Source organism: Paenibacillus germinis, from assembly GCF_013141785.1.
Taxonomy (GTDB): Bacteria; Bacillota; Bacilli; order Paenibacillales; family NBRC-103111; genus Paenibacillus_E; species Paenibacillus_E phytorum.
The window spans coordinates 188,629-211,543 of record NZ_WHOC01000069.1 but is presented as its reverse complement, the minus strand read 5'-3'; the positions used below and the strand labels follow the sequence as shown (position 1 = coordinate 211,543).

General features: G+C 44.6%; 23 protein-coding genes. 13 read left to right on the top strand and 10 right to left on the bottom strand.

Annotated elements, in window-relative coordinates; all coding sequences use genetic code 11:
* Window positions 1-2: 2 nt before the first annotated feature.
* The gene (locus GC102_RS13310; RefSeq protein WP_171689959.1) at window positions 3-2,732 is read left to right on the top strand and encodes an alpha-mannosidase; all 2,730 of its coding nucleotides are present in this window, start codon (window positions 3-5) and stop codon (window positions 2,730-2,732) included.
* A gap of 311 nt (window positions 2,733-3,043) precedes the next feature.
* Here GC102_RS13310 and GC102_RS13305 read toward each other — a convergent pair whose 3' ends face one another.
* Complete coding sequence (locus tag GC102_RS13305; RefSeq protein ID WP_171689958.1) at window positions 3,044-3,646, bottom strand: DUF2238 domain-containing protein; 603 nt, start codon at window positions 3,644-3,646, stop codon at window positions 3,044-3,046.
* A 204-nt stretch (window positions 3,647-3,850) separates the two neighbouring features.
* Here GC102_RS13305 and GC102_RS13300 point away from each other — a divergent pair, with 204 nt between their 5' ends.
* The 7 genes from GC102_RS13300 (at window position 3,851) to GC102_RS13270 (ending at window position 10,859) form a co-directional block, all read left to right on the top strand.
* Window positions 3,851-4,255, top strand: a complete 405-nt coding sequence (locus GC102_RS13300; protein WP_171643237.1) for an Rrf2 family transcriptional regulator — start codon at window positions 3,851-3,853, stop codon at window positions 4,253-4,255.
* 78 nt (window positions 4,256-4,333) lie between these two features.
* Window positions 4,334-5,236: an NAD(P)/FAD-dependent oxidoreductase gene (locus GC102_RS13295; protein WP_171689957.1), complete on the top strand. Its 903-nt coding sequence runs from the start codon at window positions 4,334-4,336 to the stop codon at window positions 5,234-5,236.
* 228 nt (window positions 5,237-5,464) lie between these two features.
* Window positions 5,465-6,520: a type I glyceraldehyde-3-phosphate dehydrogenase gene (gap, locus tag GC102_RS13290; RefSeq protein ID WP_171689956.1), complete on the top strand. Its 1,056-nt coding sequence runs from the start codon at window positions 5,465-5,467 to the stop codon at window positions 6,518-6,520.
* Entirely contained in the window at window positions 6,499-6,675 is a 177-nt protein-coding gene (locus GC102_RS13285; protein ID WP_171689955.1) for a GapA-binding peptide SR1P, read from the top strand. The genes gap and GC102_RS13285 overlap by 22 nt, the downstream gene beginning before the upstream one ends.
* On the top strand, window positions 6,675-9,356 hold the full coding sequence (ppdK, locus tag GC102_RS13280; RefSeq protein ID WP_171689954.1) for a pyruvate, phosphate dikinase: 2,682 nt from the start codon (window positions 6,675-6,677) through the stop codon (window positions 9,354-9,356). Before GC102_RS13285 ends, ppdK begins: the two co-directional genes overlap by 1 nt.
* 80 nt (window positions 9,357-9,436) lie before the next feature.
* On the top strand, window positions 9,437-10,045 hold the full coding sequence (locus GC102_RS13275; RefSeq protein WP_171643225.1) for a helix-turn-helix transcriptional regulator: 609 nt from the start codon (window positions 9,437-9,439) through the stop codon (window positions 10,043-10,045).
* Between the two features lie 13 nt (window positions 10,046-10,058).
* Window positions 10,059-10,859, top strand: coding sequence for a pyruvate, water dikinase regulatory protein (locus GC102_RS13270; RefSeq protein WP_171689953.1), 801 nt, complete (start codon window positions 10,059-10,061; stop codon window positions 10,857-10,859).
* Between the two features lie 83 nt (window positions 10,860-10,942).
* Here GC102_RS13270 and GC102_RS13265 read toward each other — a convergent pair whose 3' ends face one another.
* Window positions 10,943-11,134 (bottom strand): hypothetical protein, encoded by a 192-nt coding sequence (locus GC102_RS13265; RefSeq protein WP_171689952.1) that lies wholly within the window; start codon window positions 11,132-11,134, stop codon window positions 10,943-10,945.
* 243 nt (window positions 11,135-11,377) lie between these two features.
* Between GC102_RS13265 and GC102_RS13260 the strand changes: the two genes are divergently transcribed.
* Entirely contained in the window at window positions 11,378-13,210 is a 1,833-nt protein-coding gene (locus GC102_RS13260; RefSeq protein WP_171689951.1) for an assimilatory sulfite reductase (NADPH) flavoprotein subunit, read from the top strand.
* Window positions 13,211-13,248: 38 nt separating this feature from the next.
* Window positions 13,249-14,970: an assimilatory sulfite reductase (NADPH) hemoprotein subunit gene (cysI, locus tag GC102_RS13255; RefSeq protein WP_171689950.1), complete on the top strand. Its 1,722-nt coding sequence runs from the start codon at window positions 13,249-13,251 to the stop codon at window positions 14,968-14,970.
* A 91-nt stretch (window positions 14,971-15,061) separates the two neighbouring features.
* On the opposite strand, the gene GC102_RS40585 is transcribed toward cysI, so the two are convergent.
* Window positions 15,062-15,226 (bottom strand): IS3 family transposase, encoded by a 165-nt coding sequence (locus GC102_RS40585; protein WP_171689949.1) that lies wholly within the window; start codon window positions 15,224-15,226, stop codon window positions 15,062-15,064.
* Window positions 15,227-15,357: 131 nt separating this feature from the next.
* On the bottom strand, window positions 15,358-15,645 hold the full coding sequence (locus GC102_RS13245) for a transposase (protein ID WP_171689948.1): 288 nt from the start codon (window positions 15,643-15,645) through the stop codon (window positions 15,358-15,360).
* Between the two features lie 302 nt (window positions 15,646-15,947).
* Between GC102_RS13245 and GC102_RS13240 the strand changes: the two genes are divergently transcribed.
* From GC102_RS13240 to GC102_RS13230, 3 genes are all read left to right on the top strand, one after another.
* Entirely contained in the window at window positions 15,948-16,277 is a 330-nt protein-coding gene (locus GC102_RS13240; protein WP_171689947.1) for an ArsR/SmtB family transcription factor, read from the top strand.
* 18 nt (window positions 16,278-16,295) lie between these two features.
* Window positions 16,296-16,805 carry an SRPBCC domain-containing protein gene (locus GC102_RS13235; protein ID WP_171689946.1) on the top strand — a complete coding sequence of 170 codons (510 nt, stop codon included), beginning with the start codon at window positions 16,296-16,298 and terminating at the stop codon, window positions 16,803-16,805.
* A gap of 628 nt (window positions 16,806-17,433) precedes the next feature.
* Window positions 17,434-17,583 (top strand): aspartyl-phosphate phosphatase Spo0E family protein, encoded by a 150-nt coding sequence (locus GC102_RS13230; protein WP_171643218.1) that lies wholly within the window; start codon window positions 17,434-17,436, stop codon window positions 17,581-17,583.
* 68 nt (window positions 17,584-17,651) lie between these two features.
* Here GC102_RS13230 and cydS read toward each other — a convergent pair whose 3' ends face one another.
* From cydS to GC102_RS13205, 6 genes are all read right to left on the bottom strand, one after another.
* A complete protein-coding gene (gene cydS / locus GC102_RS40580) occupies window positions 17,652-17,750 on the bottom strand; it encodes a cytochrome bd oxidase small subunit CydS family protein (RefSeq protein WP_376769369.1) in 99 nt (32 codons plus the stop codon).
* Window positions 17,751-17,755: 5 nt separating this feature from the next.
* Window positions 17,756-18,787: a cytochrome d ubiquinol oxidase subunit II gene (locus tag GC102_RS13225; RefSeq protein ID WP_171689945.1), complete on the bottom strand. Its 1,032-nt coding sequence runs from the start codon at window positions 18,785-18,787 to the stop codon at window positions 17,756-17,758.
* Entirely contained in the window at window positions 18,784-20,127 is a 1,344-nt protein-coding gene (locus GC102_RS13220; protein ID WP_171689944.1) for a cytochrome ubiquinol oxidase subunit I, read from the bottom strand. Before GC102_RS13220 ends, GC102_RS13225 begins: the two co-directional genes overlap by 4 nt.
* A 362-nt stretch (window positions 20,128-20,489) precedes the next feature.
* The gene (locus tag GC102_RS13215) at window positions 20,490-20,813 is read right to left on the bottom strand and encodes a luciferase domain-containing protein (protein WP_171689943.1); all 324 of its coding nucleotides are present in this window, start codon (window positions 20,811-20,813) and stop codon (window positions 20,490-20,492) included.
* A gap of 37 nt (window positions 20,814-20,850) precedes the next feature.
* Window positions 20,851-22,221, bottom strand: a complete 1,371-nt coding sequence (locus GC102_RS13210) for an MFS transporter (protein ID WP_171689942.1) — start codon at window positions 22,219-22,221, stop codon at window positions 20,851-20,853.
* Between the two features lie 59 nt (window positions 22,222-22,280).
* Window positions 22,281-22,850: a TetR/AcrR family transcriptional regulator gene (locus GC102_RS13205; protein ID WP_171689941.1), complete on the bottom strand. Its 570-nt coding sequence runs from the start codon at window positions 22,848-22,850 to the stop codon at window positions 22,281-22,283.
* Window positions 22,851-22,915 lie beyond the last annotated feature (65 nt).

Genomic DNA, 22,915 nt, shown 5'->3' with positions numbered 1-22,915 from the left:
CGATGAGCACCAAGAGAACCGCTCATATCATTTCCCATACACATTGGGACCGGGAATGGTATTTACCCTATGAGAAGCATCATGTTCGTCTCGTTAAGCTAGTAGATACGCTGCTGGATAAAATGGATCAGGATCCAAATTATCGCAGCTTCTTTTTGGACGGACAAACGATCATTTTGGAGGACTACCTCCAGGTTCGACCGGATCAAAAGGATCGATTGACCAAATTTATTCAGGACGGCCGTATTTTAATAGGTCCGTGGTACATTTTGCAGGATGCGTTTCTGACCAGCGGCGAAGCCAATGTACGAAATATGCAGATTGGGCATCAAGATGCGAAGAAATATGGCGATGTATCGAAGATCGGTTATTTTCCCGATACGTTCGGACTTGTAGGCCAAACGCCGCAATTGATGCAGCAGTCCGGGATCACGAATGCTTTGTTTGGACGTGGCGTGAAGCCGACTGGCTTTAACAATACTGTGTCTGACGGTGATTATGAATCGTCATTCTCGGAGCTGCTTTGGGAAGGACCCGATGGTTCACAAGTGCTCGGTATTCTTTTCGCCAACTGGTATTCGAATGGCAATGAAATTCCAGTAGACCGGGAAGAAGCGAAATCGTACTGGGAGCGGAAGCTAGCGGACGCAGAGAAATACGCATCGACTGGCGAGCTGCTCTTTATGAATGGGTGCGACCATCAGCCGGTTCAGTTGGACTTGCCTGAAGCGATTCAAGCTGCGCGCGAGCTGTATCCGGATACGAATTTTGTTCATTCGAATTTTATCGATTACTTGCAGGCTGTTCAGCGTTCCTTGAAGCATGAGCTTTCTACGGTAAAAGGTGAGCTTCGCAGTCAACGAACAGACGGTTGGTCTACGCTCGTGAACACCGCTTCAGCTCGTGTTTACTTGAAGCAAATGAATCAGCAGGGGCAAGCGATGCTGGAAAAAGTGGCTGAACCGCTGGCCGCTTTCGCACATGTCCTCGAAGTTGGGGAGAAATACCCGCATCATCTGTTCACATATGCTTGGAAAACATTAATGCAGAATCATCCGCACGATAGCATTTGTGGCTGCTCCGTAGACGAAGTACACCGGGAAATGGTGACTCGCTTCGAGAAAAGCCGTCACGTGGCGGAAGCGATCGTCGATGACAGCAAACGAGCGATTGCTGAAGCGATCGATACGTCGAGCTTTGCGCAAGCGGGCGAAAGCGCCCTACCGGTCGTTGTTTTTAATACAACCGGTTGGGAGCGTACCGGTGTCGTGAGTATCGAGCTTGATGCCTTGCGTTTGTATTTCCGTGATGGCTATACACTAGAAGAAGCAAGCAGTTTTGCGAAGGCGGCGGATCTTACAGGCCGTTCGCTCGTGGACGCGCTGGGAAATGTCGTAGCTTGCACTTTTGAAGATCTAGGACTGCAATTTGGTTACGATTTGCCGGACGACAAGTTCCGTCAGCCGTATATGTGCCGTAGAGTGAAGCTGACTTTTGAAGCGGAGAAGGTTCCTGCTTTAGGTCTGAAGACGTACGCTTGGGTTAAGAGGGAAGATGAGATTGTTGATTCCTCGCTGTTAGTTGGAGACCGGGAGCTGGAGAATGAATCGCTTAAGATCCTAATCGAAGATAACGGATCATTTACGCTAACAGACAAGAAGAATGGCCGATCTTACCGGGATTTAGGCGTTTATGAGAATACTGGGGATATCGGCAACGAATATATGTACAAACAACCGGATGGCGAGACGCCGCTTACAACACAAGGCTTAGCTGCACAAATCCGAGTGTTAAAGGATACTCCCTATCAGGCATCTATTGAAATTGTACACGACTGGGAAATCCCTGCGTCAGCGGGCGAATTACTGGAAGAAGAGCAGCGGGATTTGATTTACTATCCGCACAGAAAAGCCCAGCGATCAGCTCACATGGTACCTATGCAGATCCGTACCATTGTCAGTCTGAGCCGCGGCGGCAAAGGGGTAGAGATCGAGTCCTCCTTCAACAATCAGGCCAAAGATCATCGTTTACGGATGTTGTTCCCATCCGATCTGAATACACAGGTTCACCGCGTCGACTCCATGTTTGAAATCCCGCAGCGCGACAACACGCCGACTGCTGAGTGGGAAAATCCAAGCAATACGCAGCATCAGCAGGCATTCATTGATGTAAGCGAGGCGGAGGCAGGTCTTGTTGTTGCTAACCTCGGATTGAACGAATACGAAGTTCTGCGTGACGGACGCAATACGATTGCCGTGACGCTCCTTCGCGCGGTAGGAGAGCTTGGCGACTGGGGCTTGTTCCCAACGCCGGAAGCGCAGTGTCTGGGCGAACACACCGTCCGAATGACGATCATTCCGGATAACGGAGAAGGCGAACAATACGGCGCTTACGAGCAAGCCTACCAGTTCCAAATTCCGTGGACGTTATGTCAAACGGGCATTCACTCTGGGCGCATAGCAACTACGTATGCACCATTCCGTTGGGAAGGCGATAAGATGGCGTTTTCCTCCATGAAAATGAATGAAGGAACTGGCGATCTGCTGCTCCGTTGGTACAACATGAGTTCCCAAAACACCGAACTCAAACTAAACTCCAATATACCTCTATACACGTTCTATAAGAGTACGATTATGGAAGTACACGGACCGAGTATTGAAGCTGACGCCGGAGGCCAGATGTCTTTGCCGACAGGTCCTTGTGAAATTGTTACAATCGGGATTCAACGATAAGATTAGCTTATTGGTAAAAAAAATGGGGCTGTTCACAAGTATTTACTTGAGGACAGCCCTTTAATTTTGACCTTATGGAACATTTGAGTTGTATTCAGTTTGCAATTAATACTTCCATTGGAATTTTCCAATGGAATCGACTCTCCTACCTCGAAAATCGCAATTGTATTGGAAATATTCCAATACAATTGGCTTTTAGGCTGTCAAATCCCTATTTCCATTGGATTAATCCAATGGAAGAGTATTCAGGCTTAGAAGTTTTAAAAACTGAATATTCCAAATAAAGATTTTTTGGGACAGCCCAGGTTAGATCAGGATTGCACGTCAATCAGCGGCATTTTTCTGCGCTTCGCCTTGAAAGCTAGATAAATACAGGTCACTACGGCGCCTATGGTTCCGCAAATGATATCCGTCATCGTGTCGACCAAGCTTCCGAACTGTGAATGGAGACCGAACAGACCATCCGTCGTAAACTCGTATATTTCCCAAACGCCGGCCATGGCGATGGAAAAGAAAAGGCAAAACCACACGGCAACTTTCGCATTCGGCGCGGCTGTTTTCTCGCCTTTACTTGCTTTCATATAAATCAATAAACCGACGAAGCAAAGGATCAAGCCCGAAAAGATATGCTCGATTTTATCTAGATAAGGGATTACGCTGTAAAATCCAAACTCGTTTGCCAAAAACATTGTGATAAAAATGAACAATAGGACAGAAAATCGCAACGCTGCAAACATCGTGGTCTTTGTGAATTTGACTACGATTCGGATGATCAGCAGCACAGCAACAATCAAAATGGCCTGAAGCATCTTTGCTTGGCTGCCTTTCATCCAAAAATAAACAAAGCAGACTGCGGCAGTCACATACATGGCCAATTCGAAGAGGTCATTCCATTTGTCTTTGTGTTTTTCCATTTTCTTCTCCATCACTCGCTCCGAAATCCGAAATTAGTCGTTTCAGTAAACATTATATTTTACGCTTAAACAAGCCAACACAATCATTAAAGATATAAAAATCTATGTTGCCTTGCCTCTTTAAATAATTGCCCGGGAAATTCTTGACACATTTACAATCAAACGATATTATAGACACATGAAGTCTGTAATCGAGGTGAGATCATGAAATTTTCAAAAGCAACCAATTATGCTTTGCATACGATGCTTATGGTCGTTGCCGCTTCCCCAACCAAGCCCGTAGGCGTTCAGCAATTAGCAGAGGCTCAGGGAGTTTCACCAAGCTATCTCTCTAAAATTTTAACAAAGCTTGTGAAAGCAGGGATGATTGAATCGGCTTCTGGGGCCAATGGAGGTTACCGACTTACCCGAAAAAAAGATGAGATTACTTTCTTGGATATCATTCATGCCATTGAGGGTACTGCTTCCTTATTCGACTGTGATTTTGACCACGGTTCTGAATGTTTGATTCAAAAAGTGATGGTTGAAGCAGAAGATTTGATGGAGCAGCATCTCAAAAAAACAAGAATTATTGACTTGGCTCACAAAGTTAATTTCAGTTTGAGCTAAGTCGTTTTTTTAAAGTAATTATAGATATTAAGAGTCTATTATGACTTTAATTGAAAATTTGAATAGGAGATGATCAATATGATTTATGATTGTGCCATAATTGGCGGAGGACCAGCAGGTTTGAATGCAGCACTTGTACTTGGTAGAGCTAGGAGAAGCGTAGCTTTGATTGACAATAATCAGCCTAGAAATGCTGTAACACACGCATCTCATGGATTTATTACGAGAGATGGCGTAGCACCAGCCGAGTTCCGACGTATTGCCTATGAAGAAGTGCTGCGTTATCCGTCAGTTAATCATTGGCAGACCGAAGTTACATCTGTTAACAAAACCGAATACGGATTTGAGATGTTCACTTCATCTGGTGTTAGCGTTCAAGCGCGAAAACTGATTTTAGCCACGGGTGTAAAGGAAATCTATCCCGAGATCGAAGGGTTTTATCCGTTATATGGGAAGAGTTTGTTTAATTGCCCCTATTGTGACGGCTGGGAGCTTCGGGATCAACCGCTTGTTGTTGTCTCCGAGTATCCGACTGCTTTCCATACAGCTAAACTTCTCCTCAATTGGAGTAAGGACGTGGTATTATGCACGAACGGTCAGGCGTCATTGTCGGATCAGCAAAAAGAATGGCTTCACTCGAAGGGAATTACGGTCATGGAACAACCCATTGCGTCCTTTATCGGTCAAAATGGTTATCTGGAACAGGTACGCTTTTCAGATGGTACTCATATCCAAAGATCAGGTGGCTTCGTTACTCCTAAATTTGTGCAAAAAGCATCATTTGGGGAAAGCTTGGGCTGCGAAATGACGGAATTAGGTGGCGTTAAGACAGATGATTTTGGAAGAAGTTCGGTCACGAGTTTATATGCCGCAGGGGATTCGTCGTATTTCATGCCTTCGCAATTAATTTATGCCGCGGCCGATGGCAGCAAAGCAGCTATGGGTGTGAATATGGATTTGATGGAAGAATATTTCGACTAGGGCTTTTTACATCGGTGTGTGTCAATAACTGCAAATAAACTCATACTCTGCGAGTATGAGTTTATTTGTTTATTACTTTAATCATTAATATTTATATATGACGTCATATATAAAATAAACCCCTATAATAGTGACAAATGATGATATTTTTGTGAACTTCAAAATATATATTGTACATTATATAACCTTATGATACATTTATGACATACTAAATAATGAAATTGGGGGATGGAGATGCGAGTTGGCATTAGTGGTACAGGTAGAATCGGAAGGCTTTGTTTGAGAAAAGCATTGACCGAGAAGCAGCAGGATTTTGAAATCAACGTTATCAACTCAACAAGCCCCATTCAAGTGTTAGCCCATTTATTGAAATATGATTCGGTCCATGGCACATGGGACGCGAAAATTGACGTGTTAAATGACAACTTAATGAAGATTAATGGAAAACTGATTTCCGTCATTTGTGAAAGAGAGCCGGATTTATTACCGTGGGAGGATTATGGTGTTGAATTGGTTGTGGATGCAACCGGAAAGTTCAATCATCGGCATGGTGCTGAACGACATTTATTTGCTGGAGCTAAGAAGGTTTTGATTACTGCACCAGGGACGAATATGGACCTCACAGTTGTCATGGGTGTGAATGAAGAGAAGTATGATCCCAAACAGCATCGCTTGGTATCTGCAGCTTCCTGTACAACCAACTGTATCGCACCAGTTCTTCATATCCTAGATGAAGCTTTCTCTGTTAAACAGGGTTGGATGACAACGGTTCATGCTTTTACGAATGATCAAAATCATATGGATAACCCGCATAAAGATCTTCGACGTGCGAGGGCATGCACAAATTCTATTATTCCAACTTCAACTGGCGTGGGGAAAGCACTTATCGATGTGATTCCTCATCTCGCATCCCAAATTCAAGGCGTCTCCGTTCGCGTGCCAACACAAGATGTTTCTTTGTTAGATCTTCAAGTGGTGGTCGGTCGTAAAGTTACCGTTGATGATGTGAAGTTCGCGATTAAAAAGGCGATTGCTGGGCAAATAGGAAACTTTGTTGACTACAATGAATTGCCGCTTGTTTCTGCGGATTATATAGGTAATGAGAAATCTGCCATTATTGATGGTCTTAGCATTATGACACACGAAAACCAAATTAAGCTGCTGGCCTGGTATGACAACGAATGGGGTTACACAAACAGAGTCATTGATTTAGTAGCTCATATGTCACGTGCCGAAAGCACACAACTAAAGGGGGAAACGAAATGTCTAACACAAACCATGTAACATTGGCGGCCATTCATCGGTATGATCTTGGTGTTATCATTTGTAAATCATGTAATGAAGTGATTGCAACGTTACCTACGGACGGATATAAAAAATTCTATGGCTTGTGCAATTCTACCCTATGTATCGATAAAAATAAGGAGGCTAACAAATAATGATTCAGAAACAAGTGGTACCCTTTCAGGAGGGAAATGCTTCAATGAAAGCTTTACTGGGAGGAAAGGGGGCTAATCTCGCTGAGATGACACGTGCCGGCCTTCCCGTACCACCGGGTTTCACCATTACGACCGAGGCCTGCTTAGCTTTCTTTAAAGTTGGTAATCGGATCTCAGAGGACCTGCTTGAACAAATTGCAGCAGCTCTCAAGCAGTTAGAGAAACAAAAGGGACAAACATTCGGGGATGCGAACAATCCACTTCTTGTTTCTGTACGTTCCGGTTCTGTGTCTTCGATGCCGGGTATGATGGATACCATTTTGAATCTAGGTCTCAACGACTTAACTGTTCAAGGGTTGGCAGCGCTAACAAACAATGAAAAGTTCGCTTACGATTGCTACCGTCGTTTGATGCAGATGTTTGGAAACGTGGTGCTTGGCATTGAAGGCTATCATTTCGAGCAGCTGCTGCACCGCTTGAAAGAGAAAGAGGGCGTCGTTCAAGATCAGGATGTTACAGCTGAGGGTTGGAAGGGTCTTATCGAAGATTACAAAAAGTGTATTCTGGCTAAAACAGGCCTAGCTTTTCCACAGCATGTCTACGAGCAGTTGCGATTGGCTGTTGAGGCCGTATTCAAGTCGTGGAACAATCAAAGAGCTCAGATTTACCGTAAAATAAATCGGATTCCCGATGAACAGGGAACAGCAGTTAACATTCAGAGCATGGTATTTGGCAATATGGGCAGCAGTTGCGGCACAGGCGTTGTCTTTACGAGAAACCCATCCACGGGTGAGAATACATTTTTCGGTGAATACCTGATTAATGCACAAGGGGAAGATGTGGTTGCCGGTATCCGAACACCGCTGGCGATTGCTGCGCTGAAAAGCGAAATGCCCCTGATTTATGAGCAGTTGTTTGCGGCATCCAAGCAGTTAGAGAAGCATTACAAAGATATGCAGGATATCGAGTTTACGGTTGAAAATAATAAGCTTTACCTGCTGCAAACGCGAAACGGGAAACGAAACGCCCAAGCTGCGCTCAAAATTGCCGTCGATTTAGTCCATGAAGGTTTATTGACTAAGGAGGAAGCTGTTGAACGCATCGAAGTGTCGCATCTAGATCAGCTGCTCCACAGAGGTATCGATGAAGAAGCTGTAAAGGATGTGCTGGCCAAAGGACTTCCTGCTTCGCCGGGCGCCGCGGTTGGACAGCTTGTATTTGACGCAGACACGGCAGCAGAATGGAGCCGTGCCGGCAAGACGGTCATTCTAGCAAGAAACGAAACAACACCCGAAGATATTCATGGCGTTATCGCATCGGAAGGTGTGCTCACGAGCCGCGGAGGGATGACGAGCCATGCCGCTGTTGTGGCGAGGGGAATGGGCAAACCTTGCGTATGCGGCTGCGAAGAAGTCCGAATTGTGCTTGATGAGAAACGGATGTTTGCGGGAAGCAGAGTCGTAGAAGAAGGCGATTGGATTACATTGGATGGCGCAAGTGGGCGCGTCATTATCGGTGCTATGCCTTTACATGAGGCGAGAATGACGGATGAACTTCTCATTATGCTGAAGTGGGCGGATGATATTCGCACATTGAAAGTATACGCGAATGCAGACAATCCGGAAGATGCGAAAATCGCCAGACAGCTGGGTGCTCAAGGGATCGGTTTATGCCGAACGGAGCATATGTTTTTCTCACCAACTCGTCTGCCTGTCGTTCAACGAATGATCCTGGCGGATAACAAAGAGGATCGCTTGCAGGCTCTTTCACAGCTGCTTCCCATGCAGCAGTCAGATTTTGAAGGCATGTTCGAGGAGATGGATGGCCTTCCGGTAACGATTCGGTTGCTGGATCCACCTTTGCATGAGTTTTTACCGAACCTCGAAGATCTGCAAAAAAGACATACGGAGCTGACGTATAATAAAGATGCGTCAGACTTAGAAAGAGAAGAGATCGCTCACCTGCTTCGCAAAGTGCAAGCTCTCCATGAGGCTAACCCGATGCTCGGACAGCGGGGCTGCAGATTGGGAATTGTATATCCGGAGATTTATGATATGCAGATAGAGGCCATCTTCCGTGCAGCTTCAGGCTGTATCGACAGAGGCGTCCGAGTTCTTCCGGAAATCATGATTCCACTCGTGGGTCATGCCAATGAACTGAAAATATTGAGAGAGCTTGTTGACTTTGTTGCGGAACAGGTGCTGGGGAAAGACAAACTTCGGGATTGTCCGTACAAGGTCGGGACCATGATCGAGGTTCCACGAGCGGCTCTTACTGCGCGCCAAATTGTAGCCTATGCCGATTTCTTCTCTTTTGGCACCAATGATTTGACGCAAATGACGTATGGTTATAGCCGTGACGATGCGGAGGGTAAATTTCTAACCCACTATGTCGATCAGAAGCTTCTTCCTCATAATCCGTTTCAAGTGCTTGACACAGAAGGAGTCGGACAATTGATTGACTTAGCCGTGAATGCGGGTAGGCTCGTTAAGCCGTCGCTCAAAACGGGCATATGCGGGGAGCATGGTGGAGATAAAGAGTCGATTTTCTTTTGCCACTTGACGGGGTTGGATTATGTTAGCTGTTCCCCTTACCGAATTCCATTGGCTCGAATAGCTGCAGCACAAGCGTTCATCTTGCATGGTGTTATCGGTGAACAAAAGGTAGCTCAAGCCATTTGATACAGCGAGAAAATCGGTTAAAATGGGGATGAACATGAAAGTTCGGGGAGGGAAATACGATAGAACTTACATCCCGTCAAATGGAAATCATTGAACGCGTAAAAAAGCATGCTCCGATTACCGGAGAACACCTAGCTGAAATGCTCGGAATCGCTCGTCCTACCATTCGTTCCGACCTTGCCCTGCTTGTTATGCTAGGTTATTTGGATGCGAAGCCAAAGGTTGGTTATTTTCTCGGCAAAACACTGGAACGTGAGGAATCATCGTACAAAAAGCTTGATGGCATTTATGTGAAAGATGTTATGGGTCTACCTGTCGTTCTTCAAGAAACAGCTACAGTGAATGATGCCGTCGTCTCTCTGTTTCTTGAGAATGTGGGCACTCTGATGATTGTGAGCAGTAATCGGGCATTAGTGGGTATTGTCTCTAGAAAAGATTTGTTAAAAGTAACGTTAGGCAATGCGGGTGCTCCTTCCATGCCGATTAGTCTTGTGATGACGAGACACCCGAACATCGTTACCGTAAGTCCGGAGGACCACGTCATTGATGCAGCGCGCAAAATGATTCATCATCAAGTTGACAGTCTGCCAGTCGTGAGTTTGGATGCCGAACAAGACAAAGATGGCGTTATCGGACGAATAACGAAAACAACCATGACCAAATTAATGTTGGAACTAGCTGCGAATTAGGAGGTATTCACGGGTGGAGGAGAAAGTCCATACGATATTCGTTTGTTCGGACTCGGTTGGGGAAACGGCAAACACGGTTGTTCAAGCGACAATTCGTCAGTTTAACGCCAGTCAAGTTCATGTAAGGCGTTTTGGAACTATGCGTACGGAGGAAGAAATCCGAAGTATGATGGAGGAAGCTTCCCGACTAGGCAGTTTTGTTGTATACACACTGGTTCTTCCGGAATTAAGAGAGATGATGCGTCAAGAAGCGATTCGATTAAACGTGACCAGCATAGACATCCTAGGTCCTGTTATGCAAGCTTTCATTGATACTTTTAATGATTCTCCCAAAAGGAAAGCAGGGTTGCTGCACCAAATGGATGAAGAATATTATAAGCGGGTCGAAGCGATCGAGTTTGCTGTCAAAAGCGATGACGGTAAAGACACAAGCGCTCTAAAACAAGCTCATATTGTTCTGTTGGGCGTTTCAAGGACGTCGAAAACACCGCTAAGTATTTATTTGGCGCATAAAGGATATAAAGTAGCCAACTATCCATTAGTTCCGGAAGTAAAGCCTCCGCAAGGGTTGTTTTCGCTTAACAAAAGCAAATTGATCGGATTGACGATGAGCGCTGAACAGCTTGTGAAGATCCGTACGGAACGGCTGAAAGCAGTTGGGCTGCCATTTGGCGCTAAATATTCGGCGTTAGAAAGAGTGGCGGAAGAGCTGGAGTATGCATTCGGTTTGTATAAGCAGCTTGGATGTACCGTAATCGATGTCACTGAAAAAGCTATTGAGGAAACGGCTGGTATCATACTGGACGCCATGTAGCCGCGAATACTTGGTTTAATAATAAAATGCGAAACGAACATTAGAAGGAATTCTAGAGGTTCGTTTTTTTGCTATTTTTTCGCTTATTTTCGGTCGTTTGGCCGTCGCTTCAAGCCGCTTAAACTGATCGGTTTTTCAATTTCAGCATAGTTATCATCGATATCACTACGAATCGAATTCAATAGATGAAGAGCGTGGCTTCTTTCTTCGTACTCAGGAATCAATTGAATCAATTCTTCCAATCGTTTTAATCTCGTTTCTGTAACAAATCTCATTTGCGAAGCTCCCTTGCTTAAATCCTGTATCCTATACTATTCGTCTATGACTGTAAATATCGGTCTATACTTTTGACATCCGATAATAGGTATTTATCTCTTTATCAGTATTACTGATAGATCATATAAGATCATTCTAATTGACCTATTTCGACATACATGATAGTTTCAAGAGAGTGAAAATAATGAGAAAAATGTAAAATAGGAAATAATATCATTGCAGGCTATGAGAGGTGGATATTCTTGGTACTTCAAGTAACAAACAGTCCTTTTAATCAGGAACAAGTAGAATTACTTAATCGATTACTTCCTACACTAACGGAATCACAACGAATCTGGCTGAACGGGTATCTTGCAGCACTTCAGGGATCAGCTGTAGTGACGGCTTCTGGTGCAGCTCCTGTAGCTCCCTTAGCGACTTTGGCGGCGAATGCGCCGGTAATCTCCAAAGAGGTGACCGTACTCTTCGGATCACAGACAGGGAAATCTCAAGGGTTAGCGAAGAAAATGTCCAAAAAGCTAGAAGAGCTAGGCTTTCAAGTAGCGCTCTCCTCGATGGCAGACTTTAAACCGAATAACTTAAAAAAGATTCAAAACTTGCTTGTTCTAGTGAGTACTCATGGAGAAGGAGATCCACCGGATAACGCGATTTCCTTCCATGAATTCCTTCATAGTAAGAGAGCTCCTAAATTGGAGGATCTACGGTTTTCCGTGCTTTCACTTGGAGATACATCTTACGAGCTTTTCTGCCAAACAGGTAAGGATTTCGACAAACGTCTGGAAGAACTTGGCGGCAAACGTCTTGCCCCGCGTGTCGATTGCGACGTGGATTTCGATGAGCCAGCAGCAGAGTGGATGAATTCCGTTTTAGGCTCTTTAAGTGAAACTTCAGCGGGCTCGACTATTGTAAGTGGCGTCGGAGCAGCGGTTGAAAGTGGCACTGAATCCGAATATTCGAGAACAAATCCGTTTCAAGCCGAGGTTCTTGAGAATTTGAACCTGAATGGCCGAGGATCGGACCGCGAAACCCGCCACGTTGAGATCTCTCTGGAGGGATCCAATCTTCAATACGAACCGGGTGACTGTGTAGGTATCTATCCGGAGAACCACCCACGCCTTGTGGACGAATTGATCGAAGCCATGGGCTGGAAAGCCGAAGAACTCGTTACTATTAATAAGAACGGCGAGAAGCGTTCATTGCGCGAGGCGTTACTTCATAATTATGAAATTACTGTATTGACGAAACCGTTGCTGGAGCAAGTAGCAAAGCTTACCTCAAACAATGGGCTGCAAGAGTTGTTGGTTGCAGGACGTGAGCAAGATCTCAAATCGTACACCAGTGGGCGCGATCTATTAGATTTGGTGCAGGATTACTCCCTTAAGGGAGTACCGGCGGGCGAGTTCGTAGCGATCCTGCGGAAGATGCCTGCTCGACTGTACTCGATTGCAAGCAGTTCCAAAGCTTTCCCGGATGAGGTTCATGTTACCGTTCGTACGGTGCGTTACGAGACTCAAGGCAGAGAGCGTTACGGCGTGTGCTCGGTACAACTTGCTGAGCGAATCAAGTCAGGCGAAACGCTGCCAGTATACATTCAAAATAACCCGAATTTCAAGCTTCCCGAGAACTCGGAAACACCAATCATTATGATCGGACCTGGCACGGGCGTCGCTCCGTTCAGAGCCTTTCTAGGAGAAAGAGAAGAGACTGGGGCTGAAGGCAAATCATGGCTCTTCTACGGTGATCAGCACTTCTCCACAGATTTCCTTTATCAGATTGAATGGCAGAAGTGGCTTAAGGATGGCGTGTTGACACGCATGGATGTTGCGTTCTCCCGCGATACCGACCAGAAAGTATATGTGCAGCATCGGATGCTTGAGAAGAGTGCCGAGCTCTATAAATGGCTTCAAGAAGGGGCAATCGTATACGTATGTGGTGACGAAAAGAAAATGGCACACGACGTCCATGCGACCCTAGCAACAATTATTGAACAAGAGGGCGGTTTCAGCTCGGAAGAAGCAGCGGAGTATTTGACCCGTATGCAACAGCAAAAACGTTATCAGAGGGATGTCTACTAAGTTCAAATCCCAAAGATCGCGAGAGGAGAAAGGCCAATATGTCAGAAAACTATTTACTTTCAAAGAACAGTGCGCCGCACAGCGAAGTAGAACATATTAAATTGAGAACCAATTACTTGCGAGGAAGTCTCGAAGAGACGCTGAAAGACGCAATCACGGGGTCCATCCCCGAGGATGATAACCGTTTGATGAAGTTTCACGGAAGCTATATGCAGGATGACAGGGATCTACGTAACGAACGGCAGAAGCAGAAGCTAGAGCCGGCTTATCAGTTTATGCTGCGTGTGCGTGCTGCTGGCGGAGTCGTTACGCCAGAGCAATGGTTGATGATGGACGAGGTTGCACAGAAGTATGCTAACAATACGATCCGTCTGACAACTCGTCAATCTTTCCAACTTCACGGCGTGCTGAAGTGGAATTTGAAGAAGACAATCCGTGAAGTGAATGATTCGTTGTTAAGCACATTAGCCGCGTGCGGTGACGTTAACCGAAACGTCATGTGTAATCCGAATCCTTACCAGTCGGATGTTCATGCTGAAGTATACGAATGGGCCTGTCGCGTTAGCAACCATCTTGATCCACAGACCAAAGCCTATCACGAGATCTGGCTTGACGGCGAAAAGGTAGTAGACAGCCAAGATGGCGTAGAGCAAGAGCCGATCTATGGAAAAGTGTATTTGCCGCGTAAGTTCAAAATCGGTATTGCCGTACCGCCTTCCAATGATGTGGATGTCTTCTCGCAGGATTTGGGTTTCATTGCTATTGTTGAAGATGGACGTCTGAAAGGCTTCAATGTATCCGTCGGTGGCGGTATGGGGATGAGCCATGGCGATCCGTTGACTTACCCGCAAGTAGCCCAAGTGATCGGATTCATTACGCCGGACCAATTGGTTGATTTGGCAGAGAAGACGGTTACGATTCAACGGGATTATGGCGATCGTTCTGTGCGGAAACATGCACGTTTTAAATATACGATTGATGACCGCGGCATTGATTGGTTCGTTGGTGAACTAACTGCTCGTTTAGGTTGGAAGCTCGAAGCGGCACGTCCATACCATTTTGATCATAATGGAGATCGCTATGGCTGGGTGAAGGGAAGTAACGGGAAATGGCATTTCAACCTGTTTATTCAAAACGGTCGTGTTAAAGACGAAGATAACTACCTACTGATGACCGGACTTCGTGAAATTGCCAAAGTGCATACTGGGGACTTCAGACTTACGGCGAACCAGAATCTGGTGATCGGTAATGTGAGCACTCAGAAGAAGAAAAAGATCGAAGAGCTGATCAAAGAATACGGTCTTGCGGATGGGCTTCAGTACTCCGCATTGCGCAGAAGCTCTATGGCTTGCGTGTCTCTGCCGACTTGCGGTATGGCGATGGCTGAAGCCGAGCGCTACCTTCCCGACTTAATCGATAAAATCGAGCCGATGTTGGAAGAAGCTGGTTTGGGTGATAAAGAGATCGTCATTCGCATGACCGGTTGTCCGAATGGATGCGCCCGCCCAATGCTGGCGGAAATCGCGTTCATTGGTAAGGCACCAGGTAAATACAACATGTATTTGGGCGGTGGCCATTCCGGAAACCGACTGAACAAGTTGTATAAGGAAAACATTGGCGAAGCGGAGATTCTGGATTCGCTGCGACCGATTGTTAATCAATATGCGAAGGAACGGCAAGATAACGAGCATTTCGGCGATTTTGTTATTCGCGCCGGCTATGTGAAAGAAGTCCGTTCCGGACAAGACTTTCATTCGTAAATTTTGGTTAACTAATATAGCTTTCCGGATTTTATCGGAATTAGAAAGAAGTGCGTTTACTTAGACGCACTTCTTTTTTTGTATTATCGTTCTATTTCCGCTCGGAGCGTGACTGTAATCCTAGTTTCTTCATGAGACGACTAACTGTTCTAGAAGACACCGTGTGACCTTCTTTGCGCAGATCTTCCGTGATGCTGGGGCTACCATAATGCTGTTTGGATTTTTTGAAATAATACTGAATTCGTTTTTCAAGCATGATCCTTCGCTTCTCACTAGAGCTAGGCTTGCGTGTGAGCCATTTGTAATATCCGCTTCTTGATACGTGTAATACGGAGCACATCTTCTCGACCCGATACTGGAAGCGGTGTTTAAAAACAAACGGATAAATCAGCGCGGGTCCTTTGTGAAGAAGTGCTTCGCCTTTTTTAAAATTTCATTTTCCTCCCGTAACTCGAGGATATTTTGTTCCAGTTTCTTCATTCGTTCATAGTCGGCAAACACTTGGGTTTGTGCTTCCACAGCACCACTTCCATACTGTTTAATCCAACGACTTAAGGTACTTTTAGGGATATTTAGTTCTCTGGCAACTTCAATTGGTCTCTTATTCTCCGTTTCCATGTGTTCAATTGTTTTCCGTTTAAATTCCTCATCATAACTTTCGCGTTGGTTTCCCATGCCACACCTCGACCTTGAATTTATATCTATTATTATAAAGGTCCCGTAGTGAGTGTCTACTAAAAAGTCTAAAACTTCATGTTACCATAGCATAAGTACAGTGAAGGGTAGGCAGGCATAAATGTATATTGGATTGAACCCACTCGCTATATACAAATCTTGCTCGAGCACTCACAAATTAATTTTCAATATTCCTTGACAGGAATATTCCGATTAGGGTATATTGTAAATAGAAATAAGGTAACTTGCTAACGAAACGAGGTGGCCTGACTTGACTAGAACTGGAACAGGAAATCATCATCATGGATAACACAACATTTAACGCACTGGCCGAACTCAACCGTTTACGCATTGTTGAACTCTTGTTAGAAGGTCCCTTGACAGTAGGGGATATCGCCGATGGCCTTGGGCTTCGCCAGCCTCAAGCCTCGAAGCATTTACGTGTCCTGCTGGAGGCTGGACTAGTCGAGGTGCAGGCTGTTGCCAATCGCCGGAACTACAAACTTCGTTTGGAACCATTTCAAGAACTGGATAGTTGGCTTGAAACCTACCGCAGTGTCTGGGATGAACGACTTGACGCTCTGGAGAATTACCTGCAGAAGCTGAAAAACAAACAAAATAACCAAAACTAAATTTTAGGAGGATTTTCAATGTCAAACAAAATGATTTCCAAGGTAGAGGGTCAGGAACTAATTTTGGAGCGTGTTTTTAACGCGCCGCGCGAGCTTGTATTCAAAGCATTCTCCGAGGCAGAGCATCTAAAGCACTGGTGGGGACCTCGTGGTTGGACGCTTACAGTTTGCAACGTCGATTTTCGTCCGGGCGGTATCTGGCATTACTGCATGAAGTGTATCGATCAGAACCAAGGGGATTTTTATGGATACGAATCTTGGGGCAAAGCAGTCTATGATGAAATCGTTGAGGCGGAGAAAATCATTTACGTCGATTACTTCTCGGATGCCGAAGGGAATGAAACGGAGGGTATGCCGTCGTCTCACGTAACGATGACTTTTGTAGAATTTGAAGGCAAGACGAAGCTTGTCAGCCGCTCAAAATACGCTTCACCCGAAGCGCTCAAAACCGTCATGGAAATGGGTATGGAGCAAGGAATTACTGAAACTTGGGATCGTCTCGAAGAGCATCTGCAATCCATTCAATAATCTCTTATCACAAGGCCGTCCGGCATATAGCCGGCGGCTTATTTTAGGAGTTAGTGGGTAAAACTATGTGATCCTAGTAAGTGTAGCGATGTTTTTCATCGTTACAATCACTTGTACGCGCTCATACGCAACTTTAACGATGAAAAACATCGTCTCAGCATGCACTTTAACCAGATGTGCACTCTTCCTGCTACTGTAGCGATGTATTTCATCGTTACAGTCACTCGTACGTGCTCATACGCAACTTTAACGATGAAAAACATCGTCTCCGCTTGCACTTTAACCAGATGGGCACTCTTCCTGAAACAATTTCAGCCTTTTTATAGGCAATAGAGCTACTTTTGTTGGTTATTTTTTACAATTTTCGCGTAAATAACGCGTTTTAGCTTGCTTATTGCTGTATAAAATACAACTTTGTCGTTCCGTACAACCATGTTCGATAATGTTAGTTACCCCTCAACAGTAAGTGACATTAAGACGCAAAAAAACAGAAATATTATTCAATGTTGAAATAATATTTCACAAATTTGTCATAAAGTTTATCCACCCAATCATTACCTTTTACAGCATCCTGTTTTATAATAGGTATACAAACCATTATTGAACAGAATTGGTGTGAATAAGTGATATGGAACTACTACTATTAGAAAAAATCGAAGCATTACGCATTGAAATGATAGAAGAGGCGTATATACGCGGAAGTTTTACGCATGAGAAAGTAGTAGATCTTAGTCAAAAATTAGATGAATATATTGTTAACTTTCAAGAGTTAAAATGATAGTACTTTTATAGAGAATGGACCAGGGGATATGCAACTGCATATCCTCTTTTTTTAGTTAAGATCGATTATAACTTATCCTGCCCTCTTGAGAACATCATGAATAAGATCCCGAGGGAAAACGCCACAAGTAGAAGAGGTGCAATCATAAGCAGAAAGAAATCCATAATCCTCACCCTTTCTTGGAGGGATTCCCTCGCACATATTCAGCATCGAACAGGAACAGTCGCATCAGTAGAACAAGTGATGGAATAAGCAGACATAATCCAGCAAGGAAAACGACAATTAGCGAGATAGCCATAGCATCGTTCGTGAAATTCTGGTGTATGGTAATGAACGGATAAAGGATATAGGGCAAGTGGGAAGCTCCATATCCGAAGAAGGCAAAGGCGAATTGCAGCATAACAAGTATAAATGCCCAGCCAAAGCTTTTTCGTTTAAACATCAGATACACCGCAGCCAAGAAGCATAGTAACGAAGCAACGAACATCCAAGACAAATCAAGCATAGCTTGAAAATGTTCCGGATTGTGCCAGCGAATAGCGAAAAAAACAAATATACTGCACACGATTGTTGGCGGGCTCCAGCCTAGTGCGTAGCTTCGAACGATTTCAAGTGCTTCATAATCCTGCGCTTTGTTGGCATAGTAGGAAAGAAACATCGCAGAAATGTACAGAACGCTAACAAGTGCAAGCAGCACAACTGACCAGGAATAGGAGCTTGTGAAGAGCTTGCTAAAGTGTAAAATAACCTTGCCATTCTCTTCTGTCATATAGCCACCTTCCGATATCGTCAGGACGGTCGATAAGGAAGCAGGAATGAGGAGGCCGGTTGCTCCATACAAAAATGTATACAAGTGACTTTGTTTTTGCATTTGTCCATATATACTAAAAGCATAGTATGAGCCGCGTATCGCAAGTAGCACAATCGCGATGCTGCCAGGCACCAAAAGGGCTGTCCCAAAGTAATACGAGCTATCGGGAAAGAAGCCAACAATGCCAACAAAGAAAAAAACTAGGAAAACATTCGTTACTTCCCATACGGGCGATAGGTAACGTTTGATGATGTTTTCAACGAGATGTTTTTTTCCTGTAGCGTAGGAGTAATAGCTGAAGAAGCCTGCCCCGAAATCAATGGAAGCAACGATCAGATAGCCGTACAGAAATATCCATAGGACTGTAATGCCGATTAACTCGTACTTCATTGTGCAGGTCCCCCCTCAATACCTCTGCTCTTAAGTTCTTCTTGTACATCACTGTTCTTGAACATTTTCCTTAGCACTTTGACCAAAGTTAACCCAATCGCTACATATAGGATGCAGAACAAAAGGAGCATCAGATCCACATGTGTGGAGGTGGTCGCTCCATGGACGGTCTTCATATAACCTCGAAGTATCCAAGGCTGTCGGCCTACCTCAGCATAAATCCAACCCAATTCAATCCCTATAATGGCAAGGGGGCCAGAAAGGACGATCAACTTCAACAGCCAACTTGGATATTGGACACTCTTTAATTTGTAAACCATCCAAACAGATGCCATAGAAAGTACCGTAAGGAAGATGCCTATCGTGACCATCGAATCAAAGTAGTAATGAACAATAAGTGGTGGACGTTCAGCAACAGGTGTTTCATTTAAGCCCTTAACTTCGGAATTTGGGTTATCGTGAGCTAGAATGCTTAGGGCGAATGGGATTTTCAACCCGTATTTAATCTTATGATCTTCTGTTAAAATCCCCCCTAGAACAAGCGGCACTTGTCTAGCCGTCTCAAAATGCCATTCAGCAGCAGCCAGCTTCTCGGGTTGGTATTTGGCCAAAAATTTCCCGGAAAGGTCTCCAATGAGTGCAGTTGTAATTGAAAAAATAAGAGCAGCGATCATCGTTAGCTTGAGTGCTTTACGGTGATAGAGCGATTCGCGCTTCTTAAGCAGAGCAGCGCCGGCTATCGCCGCAAGGACGAAGGCGCTAGTCATATATGCTGAAGAAAGCACATGTGCGACCTTCGTTGGAGTAGCGGGATTGAACATGGCTATAAGTGGCTTAATGTCTGTAATGGAGCCGTTGTTCAGCTTAAAGCCCTGCGGGGTATTCATAAATGCGTTAACGGTTGTGATAAAAAAAGCAGACGCTGAGGATCCGAGCATGACCGGAATACTGAGCAGAAAATGAGTGATGGGCTTGCGGAATCGATCCCAAGTGTATAGATAGATGCCTAAGAATATAGCTTCAAAGAAAAATGCGAAGGTCTCCATAAACAAAGGCAAGGCAATAGCTTGGCCAGCAACGCGCATAAAGCTCGGCCACAGCAGGCTGAGCTGGAGACCTATCGCAGTTCCGGTGACAACACCAACAGCTACAGTTATAACGAAGCCACGTGCCCAGCGCCGCGCAAGAAGCAGGTAGTAAGGATCATTTCGCTTAATGCCAGACCACTCGGCGAAGGCGATCATGATGGGAATACCGACACCTACGGTAGCGAAGATAATATGGAAGGCGAATGTGAGCTCTGTTAGCATTCGGCTATAAAGCACGGGATCATAAGTCATAGGTGATGTACTCCTTTTCAGTTTGAAAATTGCTTGGGAAAGCATTTTTTACGAATATGTGATCATCTGTCGAATCCAGGAAAGAAGCATGAGAGAAGCGACAATGACACATAGCCAAATTAGCCATTTTTCTTGCTTTTTGTACTTATCTATTTGATCACCTACTGTAGGGCAGATTGAATGGTTACATCCTAATAGAATGCCAATATTATGAAATTTTACTCCATGTACTTGATTCCCAATGCGACATTTTTGTGAATAATAAACCATGTCGATATTCATACATATAGAAAAACCCTCAGGCAAAATGCCTGAGGGTTCTCCATCGACAACAAACTAAATAATAGGGAGTGCTCTTATCATCATTCATTTCGTTTTGCCACTAGATAATCATACTTGTATCGTAGAAGTTCAATGGCGTTAGTAACATCCTCATTTGACGTTAAATAAACAGATACCCAACCAGAATCAGGATATATATGATGGGGTTGCGCACGCCCTGAAACTATAAGCTGATCGCGAAACGATTTTGGCATTAGTAAGTCGACTAGATGATCTCCATGTAGATGACCAATTTCTTTTCCGATAAACAGAAATTCAATACCTCCGAAACGGTGTGGCTGCTGAGTTACTTCTGGCCATGAAAGCAATTGGTCGATAAAAATTTGCCTCACATTAGCATTCATCTTTATGTTCCCTCCCCTAATCGTGATTTGTTCAATGTTAAATTGCAACGCTTGGTTTCTTGGTACGGAATTGCAAGTGGTAGAAGAACAAGATCCCCACATGCATTGCGGCAAGAACGAGATAAAAATTGCTGAATAGGTAATTGTTCGGATCGACATTTAACGGATTCCAATGAACGGAGGGACCCTGTGCAACCACAATACTGTAAATGCCTGCAGCTATTCCTTGGGCTATAAAACTGACCATCGAGAAAAGACCCATGCCCACGCCAACCTGATCTTTGGGCAATGATCTTGAAACGGAATTGGACATTGCAATCTGCAAGAAAGATTGGCCTACGTTACCAAAAATCAAAAAGAATGAAATCCATAGAGGCGAGATTCCTGTAAAGATAGACAATAAGGCAAAACAGGTAAATAAAGAACCGGAAGCAACAGAGAACAGGTATGAATTGCCTTTTAGATCAGCTAGTTTCCCGCCTCTTCTCCCCAGAAGTGCTGAGGCTGCCGCAGCAGGGACCATGGCGAAACCAATCCAATTGGAACCAAGATGATAAACTTGTGAAAACAGAATTGGAGTTAAAAAATACAAGGAGATGCCTATGCCACTAATGAGAAACGCCAGTGTTATTGCGATGGTATACTTCTTGTTACGAAACAACTGAGGTTGGAAAAAAGGTTCTTCGGCGGTACGAATTCGTACGATGAAGAGGCATAAGGTTGCTAAACCGATAACCAAATACCACAATGATCGATTTGTGACCCCAAGCAGAAGCAGCGCAATGGATGCGGCGAGCAAGCTTCCGCCAAGCCAATCGAATTTACGCGGAGCTTGTTTCACTTCATACTCGAGATATTTTCGATATAGCGGCAGCAATAATAAAATTAATAGGGAAGGCAGAAACAGCCATCTCCAATTGGCAACGCTGACGACAATCGCGGAAATAACAGGTGCAAGAGCGCTTCCAAGGGCAATCCCGACGGCTGTCATGCTTAATGCGGATCCTCTCTTTTCAGGTAAAAAATACCGTACAGGGATAATCAATGCAATTGCCGGAATAGCCGCGGCCCCTGCAGATTGCAGGCACCTTCCGAGTAGAGCGAACCAGAATGTTTGGGAAACGAGCCCCATTAGAGAACCCGCCGCAAACAATGTCAGTCCGAACGTTAATAGGCTCTTCAGTTGGAATCTGTCCGCAAGTTTCCCATAAGTCACGGTTCCAAACGCGTAGATAAGCGTATAGGCGGATGACAGCCAGCTCACCTGAGCAAGGGTAAGATGAAACTCCTCGCTGATTTGCGGGAGCACAACGTTAAACATTAGGGCGCTCATCGATGACATCATAACGGTAAACAACAATAATCGCATTAAAATAGGACCTTTTTGCAGCATGGTTTCAGAATTCATGGTTTATCGCTCCTTTGTATGAATGCAAGTACATACTTGCATTGTAGTTTATAAAAAAGCTAGGGAGTTAATGCCCTAGCGAATAACCGCACGCTTTCTTCAATAAATTCGTCCAAATCTATGGGGGAAAAGTTGCTATTGAACGCACCATGATTCATCAACATGAATGCATATGCCTGTATGTCATGTTTTGAAGTTATCACTTTACCTTGCTCAGACATGGAAATCAAATAATTCGTTAAAAGCTTCCTAAGTTCCTGAGGATGGCGGTGGGCCTCCTGATATACTTCTGGAGGGAGAATGCTGCTTCCTTTTTGAATGATCTGAAACAGTTTTCTATTACGATTCATGAGATAATGATATTTTCGGCTGATAATAAGAAGGTCCTCATGCAGCTCGCCTGTCAAAGATTCGTTAAAAAGCTTTGTCATCTCTAAGGCATAGTGATAACGGTTGAAGGCAGCTGCTAACAGCTTCTCTTTCGTGCCGAAATGGCGAAAAAGCGTGACTTCGTTCACTCCGGCAGCAGCAGCGATTTCCTTAGTAGTCGTGCCATCATACCCTTTTTCCGCCATGAGATCGATTGTTGCTAACAGAAGTTTATCACTCGTACTTGGATTGTTGCTCATTAATCTACCCTTCTTTAATGCAAGTACTTACTTACATTTCTTATTGTATGAGAGCTGATCTGCAA